The organism is Leptolyngbya sp. CALU 1928 (assembly GCF_056784215.1).
Genome location: NZ_JBXBCE010000002.1, coordinates 489,150 through 496,460, shown reverse-complemented (window position 1 = coordinate 496,460; position 7,311 = coordinate 489,150). Strand labels below are relative to the sequence as shown.

Genomic DNA, 7,311 nt, shown 5'->3' with positions numbered 1-7,311 from the left:
GGAACGAACTTGGGCGTGGTTAGAAAATTGTCGAGGATTAACCCGCGACTACGAACGATTGCCAGAGAACCATGAGGGGTTGGTGTATGTTGCCATGATTCGGTTGATGCTGCGACGACTAGACAATGACTAGACAATAATCGCAGAAGGTGGAAGAAAGAAACTCCTTAACACTCTTTTACAAACATCCTCTAAGGCGTTTACCCATCTCGGTCGTATCCTCAAGACTCAATATATCTTGCGTTATCTCACCGATGCCAGTCTGCGGCAGACGGTGCAACGCCAACTCAACAAAGGGGAATACCGACACAAGCTGCCACGTCGGGTTTTCTTTGCTGATCAGGGTGAGTTCACGACGGGGGATTACGAGGAAATTATGAATAAAGCCAGCTGCTTGAGTCTGGTTTCCAATGCGATCCTCTACTGGAACACCATCAAGGTCAATGAAATCGTCGAAAGCATGAGAGCACAAGGGGAACTGATTGAGGATGAAACTCTATCTCACATCTCTCTGCTCCCCTTCAGGCATGTCGTGCCTAATGGAACGTATTTCATTGATGATCTATAGCTGTACATCCTACAGTCCAAGGCTTTCGGTAATACTCGAATTCAAAACCGTAACTTTCTGTTCAAATGCGCACGCGGGTTCTAGACCTTACATTAATCTCTATCCAGCCTATTTCTCTCGCAGCCGTTTATCCAGCAGCGTGTAGCGTTGGCGATCCTTAACCTGCCTGACTGCAAGAGCGATCGCTTTCTGCGGACCCACCACAATTGCCAGCTTTTTGGCACGGGTTAACCCGGTATAAATCAGATTCCGCGACAGCATCAGATAGTGCTGCATGTAGATGGGCAGAATGACCACCGGATACTCGCTCCCCTGGCTCTTGTGGATTGTCACTGCCCACGCCAGCGTGATTTCGTTCAGATCCGCATAGTCGTAGCTCACGGATCGCTCTCCAAATTGCACCACGACCTCTTGTTCTTCCACATCCACCGCTGCAATTATGCCCAGGTCGCCATTGAACACTTCCCGGTTGTAGTCATTGACCTTTTGAATGACGCAATCGCCCACCCTCAGCATCATCCCTGCCCGCACAATCTCAGATTTGTTAGAGCTAGGTGGATTGACGAGCTGTTGCAAAACCATATTGAGATTGCGAGTGCCCACCTCTCCCCGTGTCATGGGACAAAGCACCTGCACATCGCTGGCTGGGTCAAAGCCCTGTTGGGGAATCAAGTCGCCCATTAGCTCTCGAATAGCCTGGACTCCGTGTTCTGGCTCTGATGCACCCAGCCACAGACAATCTGACTGAGGCGCATTCGACACTGGCTCCAACTGCGGGAACTGTCCTCCATTGATGCGATGAGCATTGCGAATAATGTGGCTAGCCTGCGCCTGTCGGAACACCTGAGTTAACCGCACCACCGGAACCTGTTCAGAGGTAATCAAATCCTGCAATACCGACCCCGGTCCCACACTAGGCAATTGATCCGTGTCCCCCACCAGTAACAGTTGGGCATTGGGGGAGACGGCTTTCATCAGCGAGTTTGCCAGAAATAGATCCAACATGGAGGCTTCATCCACCACGATCGCCTCAGCCGGGATGGGATTGTCTACATCGCGCTTAAACTTCATCGTTTTGGGGTCAAACTCCAGCAGGCGATGCACCGTTTTTGCCTCCTGCCCGGTCATCTCGCTCAGCCGCTGGGCTGCCCGTCCCGTGGGCGATGCGAGGGCAATCGACTTCCCCATTGCTTTCCACAGCGCCACGATCGTCCGGGTGGTAAATGTCTTGCCACACCCTGGACCTCCTGTGAGGATCAACACTCGCTGACTCGCTGCCATCTCGACCGCATGGCGCTGCTGCTCCGAAAGTGGCGTTCCCGTTTTTTCGATAAACCGCGCAATCCACTGTTGGACACGAGTTGCATCAACCTGAAGCGGCTGTCTCAAAATCTGTTGTAACCGTTCGGCTAGCTTATATTCGGCTGCAAAAAAAGGTGGCGCATAGTAACCAAATTGCTCCAGTCCAGTGATCGGCGTTTCGGTTTTGACCAACTCCCGCTCTTGCACCATCAAGTGAATCAAAAACTCTACAGAGTCAGGATTGGGATGGTGATCCTCAATGTCCAATCGCTTCACTACCTGCCCAATTAACTCATCGTGGGGCAAGAAGCAGTGCCCATCTTCAGAGGCTTCCCCCAGCACATGCAGAATGCCAGCGCGGTAGCGAAACTGGGAACTGGGAGCAATGCCAAGATTCCGAGCGATCGCGTCAGCGGTGACAAACCCAATGCCATAGACATCCGTTGCCAGTTGATAGGGATTGTGGGTGACAGTGGCGATCGACTCATCCCCATACTGCTTGTAGATCTTGACCGCATAGGTGGTGGAAACGCCGTGACTTTGCAAAAACAGCATCACGTCCTTGATTGCCTTTTGCGTCACCCAGGCGGTTTGAATCAGCTTCACCCGCTTGTGGGCGATACCGGGAACTTCTACCAGACGCTCAATCTGGTTCTCAATGATGTCCAGCGTTTCCAGCCCAAAGTGAGCAACGATGCGTTTCGCCGTGACGTATCCCACGCCTTTAATCAAGCCGCTGCCCAGGTACTTCTCAATTCCGGTGATGGTGGCGGGTTTAGTTTCCCGGTACTGCGTCACCTGAAACTGGGCACCGAACTTGGGATGATCTTTCCAGATACCTTGCAGTTGCAGGGTTTGTCCTGCCTGAATGTTGGCAAAGCTGCCTGTAATGGTAATGAGTTCGCTGGTGCGGGGAGCTTTCAGACGAGCGACGGTGTAGCCAGATTCTTCGGAGTGGTAGGTGAGCCGTTCGACCACGCCTTGCAGGGACTCCACGGGAGGAGCCTGATGGGTTCCTGGTTGTTGGCGTTGCTCATTCAACTCGCGTTCTCTGATTACTCAGGACAAACGTATTATAAGATAGCCGCTTGGGGCGATCGCGATTATTGGGCATACATCACTTGCGTGGTAGTGAGGATTTCCTAGCGACGAATCTAGTTGTAGCTCCTTTAAATCGCGCGTTTGCTGAGAGAGATTACGGTCTCTGACAACGCAAGTGCTATCTCATTACAGGAGTTACTTCAACTGAAGACAGCAGATTCCTCGGCAACTACACCTCAGAAGTATCTCTATTTTCAATATCTATGCCGTATAAGTGCTTCGCCATCGTAGCATTCAACTTACTTTTCTGAGCTAATTCAATGATAGCTTGCTTCAAGGCTTGAGAACATTTCTCATCTACTTTTTTTAGTCCTTGTTTGATTAAGTAGGATTTATCAGGATGCCTCTCTAAAAGCCATTCTTTATAGTCTTTTACAGTACGCTCATTCAAATAATTAGCTTCTACTTCAGACCAAGATTTATTTTGAAGAGCCTTGCTTAGCACCTGAGTAATACTCATTGTCTCCCCAATGCTCTTGATTTTCTCTTCAAGCTCAGACATCAAGTCAGGAAACTCTTGAAATAGAGATTGTAAATAGTTTAATGACTGAGGAGTATCTGAACTATCAACTTGATGTTTGAGCCAAGCTCTCTTATAACTAGACATGTCTAAATCAACAGCTTGTGTAATATTCTCAAGTTCTCTCAGCTCATGGTAATCTAGAAAAAGGCAGTAATTGTCAAGAAACTCTGTCACTTTTTTGCACAGTTCCGTTTCGGAAGAGTCAAAGGATTCAGAGTAGGAAACATATACTTCACGTAGTCTTTCTCTAATTTTATTTTGTTGCTCTCTGTCATTAAGTTGTTTACCTGCTTCATAAATTTTTTTGTAATCACATATTGATGTCTCGACCAGATGAACGATCTCATCACTTACTGTAGATCCAGAATAGCCAAGATTCATTGCTGCAAAATAGAGATTTCTATCCTTATCCTTTTCGCTACCGAGTAACTGCTGGTAGTCATCTAGAGATAGTAGTCTATCCAAATCGATAGAAAATTTCTTATCAAACTTTGCCAGTGAAATAAAAATGGCTTCTTCGATTATTTGCTGTCGAATAATTGGTAAAAAATCTTTAATATAAGGTCTAAGTTTTTCTAAAACCCATCGTATTTTTTTAAGAACACGAATATTGTTTGTCTGAATATACTCCTTTCTTAAATAACTAAAGATAATCTCTTCATCGGGATCATCTTTGTCAAACTCTAGATGAAAATTTTCCTCTACACTGGGGTCTAGCTTAACTTCAATATCAATAACCTTCTCTCGATATTCATTTAAAGTCTTTTTTGCTTCTTCATCAAATTTATCTTCACAGTATATAAGTATAATCTTACACTTATATTCTTCGGCAAGACTTTCAACGAAACCTAATAGTTCATCTAGCCGCAGTTTTTTTGAGCTTCTTTCAAGGTCATCTATACAAATTAATTTCTCTTTAAGCGCATTGTTGATGATTACATTGCTGATCAATGAAATTGAAGAAGAAGTGACTATTCCTCCTAATGGAATGCCTTTTGTTGCTTTTTCTATACTCTCTGATATTTCTTTTATATGCTTTAAACCTTTTCTAGGCTTCTGATTACCCCAAAATCTGTTTTTTTCTTCCTTATTGACTGGTTGAAAGTTACTCCATAGTTGAATTTTCAATTCATCAATAGATGAAATGCCAAAGACAGAGGCATAGTAATATTCCTTATTTTTATTAGATAAGAGTGTTTTTGCAAAATGCGTCTTCCCGACTCCCCAATCTCCCTTCAGGGCAAAAACTTTAGCCTTATTGTTTAGGTCTAAGAACGCTTGAAGCGCTTCTTCTACTCCTCTACGCTCTAAACCAGCCTTGGATGTACTTTTATGATTAGTCATAGTGTTTATGGGAAGTATTGTAAAGACATACACTAAAGTTAGCGTAGAGAGAAATTGAGTCGAGGTTGCCGAGTTTGGTCTACGACTAGAAGAGAGCAATGGCGCAAGACAAACGTTAGAGCGCTCGTAGAGGAAATAGAAGGTGAGATCGCCCTTCTTACTTCACCAAACTTTCGATCTTCAACGTGCCAAATTTGGGCGACCAAAAGCCCTCCCGTCCCTCAAAAAACGCCACCTCCTTACACTTCCCGCGCCGATTCTCTAGCAGCGAACAGCGCAACATCACCTTCTCCTTCCCCTCCTTCGTGTAGCGATACCGTTCCAGCAATGCGCCACAAACCGGACAGGGAACATCCGTAAACGCTTCTGGGTCAGGAGTGCGCTGAGCATAGGGCACCTCATACCGTTTTCCCTGGGGATTCCAGAACATGACGGCTCCACAGCCCGCCGCTCCACACTTGAGAAAATGATCCGCCTTCAGCTTCTTGGATTTAGAGGGAACTTTGCTCATCGCCTCCCCGCACTTGGAACAGGCAGTTTTTGTCACTGTTGCCTGTGGCTTTGACTGGGTTGAGCTTGACGTTCGCGCAGCGGCAGGTTTATCGCATCGCGCAACCGTAGAGTTCCCGCTTTGAATCGTATTTGATTTCAGGAGTTGACCCGCCTTCTCCAACGCAGGTGCAAAATAGGTGCGGTGCCAATCGGTTAGATACCCCTGCCAATCCTGCTTTCCCTGAGCGATCGCGTCCAACGCCAACTCCATTTTTGCCGTAAACTCTGGCTGAATTAATTCTGGTAGTAGTTTTTCCAAGGCTCCATCCAATTCCATTCCCAACGATGTGGGTTGCAGCTTACCTTTCTCTACCTGCACATACTCCCGCTCCTTCAGCGTCTTGATGGTGGGCGCATAGGTACTGGGTCGCCCAATCCCCTTACGTTCCATCAACTGCACCAGCTTTGGTTCCGTATAGCGCGGTGGGGGTTGGGTTTGCTTCTTTTCTGAGTCTGCCTGCTTCAGCGTCAACGGCTGTCCCTGCTGTAAGGCGGGCAATTGGCTATCGGCACTCAAGTTATTCCAGTAGCGGGTATAGCCCGGAAACTCCACCACCTGTCCGGTTGCTTCCCACTGCACCGTACCCGATTTTGTTATCACTCGTGTCTTTCGCAACCGCACCGGGCAACACTGAGAAGCCACAGCTCGATTCCAGATCAACTCATACAGCTTTGTCTCATCTGCACTCGCTTGCAGTTGGGTAGGCAATTGATTGACATCCGTAGGACGAATTGCTTCGTGCGCTTCCTGTGCTCCTTTGACTGCCCGATGTCGCGTCGTTTTGTTGGGCACATTCGTTGAATCATGCTGCTCCAGGTATTGCCGCACGGCTACACAAAATGGCTCGGCTAACATCACTGAATCCGTTCGCATGTAGGTAATGTGACCCGCTTCATACAGTGCTTGCGCCACCTTCATCGTTTTGTCAGGACTAAAGCGCAGTTTCGCACCCGCTGCCTGTTGCAAGGATGACGTGATGAAGGGTGGCGGTGGCGATTGATGGGCAACTTTACCTTCGACAGTTACGACTTGATGCGGCGTAGAACGAGCGATCGCCACCAATCGATCTGCCTCTGCCTGACTGGTTACTTTATCGGATTCCTGGCTTTCCTTGCCCTCCGCTGCATCATCCGGTTGTTCGGTTACGGCTGCCGAGTTTGCTCCAGGATTGGCATTCCGTTTGGCACGATAAAGCGCCTTGAACCCTTCCCCATACTCCACCCAAACGCTCCAGTAGTCCTGGGGTTGGAACGCTTGAATTTCCTTTTCTCGCGTACAGAGCAGATGTAGCGTGGCACTTTGCACCCGCCCCATGGACTTCGCGCCAATGTTAAGCTGCCAGACCACATGCTTGCTGCCCTTATAGCCCACCAGCTTATCGAGGCAATCTCGTGCCCGTCCAGCGGCAATCAGGGATTGGTCCAACGATCGCGGGTGGGCGATCGCCGCTCTAACCGCTTGGGGCGTAATCTCGCTATAGACTACCCGACGCGGATTTTTGAGTCGCAATTCCTGTTGTAAATGCCAGCCAATCGTTTCCCCTTCGCGATCGGGGTCAGTGGCAATGTAGACCGTCTCCGCCTGCTTCACCGCCTGCCGTAGGTCTGATAGCACCTTCTTGCTTCTAGCATCTCTCGGCTCATAGCGACACTCAATGCGCTGATCAAGCAGATCAAAGCCCAGCGCATCCTCGCCATCATTAGCCAGTTCGCGCACATGCCCCATGCTGGCTTTGACAATCCAATCAGGACCGAGAATCTGACTCAACTTCTTGGATTTGCCCGGACTTTCAATCAACAGCAGGTTCGCCATGCAGCTAGTTTCCAATCAATTTCTTAATAGTACAGGCGATCTGAAAAAGAGGAAACTGTACTGAGTGTGTTGCTATCAAATTCGATCTGTAAGACCCATTATTCTGAT

5 protein-coding genes are annotated in these 7,311 nt (G+C 48.1%); 2 read left to right on the top strand and 3 right to left on the bottom strand.

Translation table 11 applies throughout. The annotated features are described in order from the left end of the window. Positions 1 to 133, top strand: a 133-nt coding sequence (locus AC1S5B_RS18155) for a transposase (RefSeq protein WP_482037109.1), incomplete at its 5' end; no start/stop codon positions are given. 3 nt (positions 134 to 136) lie between these two features. After that, complete coding sequence (locus AC1S5B_RS18150) at positions 137 to 568, top strand: Tn3 family transposase (protein ID WP_482037108.1); 432 nt, start codon at positions 137 to 139, stop codon at positions 566 to 568. Positions 569 to 676: 108 nt separating this feature from the next. Here the strand turns inward: AC1S5B_RS18150 and recD2 are convergent, their stop codons facing one another. From recD2 to topA, 3 genes are all read right to left on the bottom strand, one after another. Continuing rightward, complete coding sequence (gene recD2, locus AC1S5B_RS18145) at positions 677 to 2,911, bottom strand: SF1B family DNA helicase RecD2 (protein WP_482037102.1); 2,235 nt, start codon at positions 2,909 to 2,911, stop codon at positions 677 to 679. Between the two features lie 229 nt (positions 2,912 to 3,140). Next, positions 3,141 to 4,838 (bottom strand): P-loop NTPase fold protein, encoded by a 1,698-nt coding sequence (locus tag AC1S5B_RS18140; RefSeq protein WP_482037101.1) that lies wholly within the window; start codon positions 4,836 to 4,838, stop codon positions 3,141 to 3,143. Between the two features lie 157 nt (positions 4,839 to 4,995). Beyond that, positions 4,996 to 7,203 (bottom strand): type I DNA topoisomerase, encoded by a 2,208-nt coding sequence (topA, locus tag AC1S5B_RS18135; RefSeq protein ID WP_482037100.1) that lies wholly within the window; start codon positions 7,201 to 7,203, stop codon positions 4,996 to 4,998. Positions 7,204 to 7,311: the final 108 nt, after the last annotated feature.

Coding starts and splice junctions, on each gene's coding strand:
- AC1S5B_RS18140 (WP_482037101.1), bottom strand. CDS start 4,838: ATGACTAATCATAAAAGTACATCCAAGGCTGGTTTAGAGCGTAGAGGA.
- topA (WP_482037100.1), bottom strand. CDS start 7,203: ATGGCGAACCTGCTGTTGATTGAAAGTCCGGGCAAATCCAAGAAGTTG.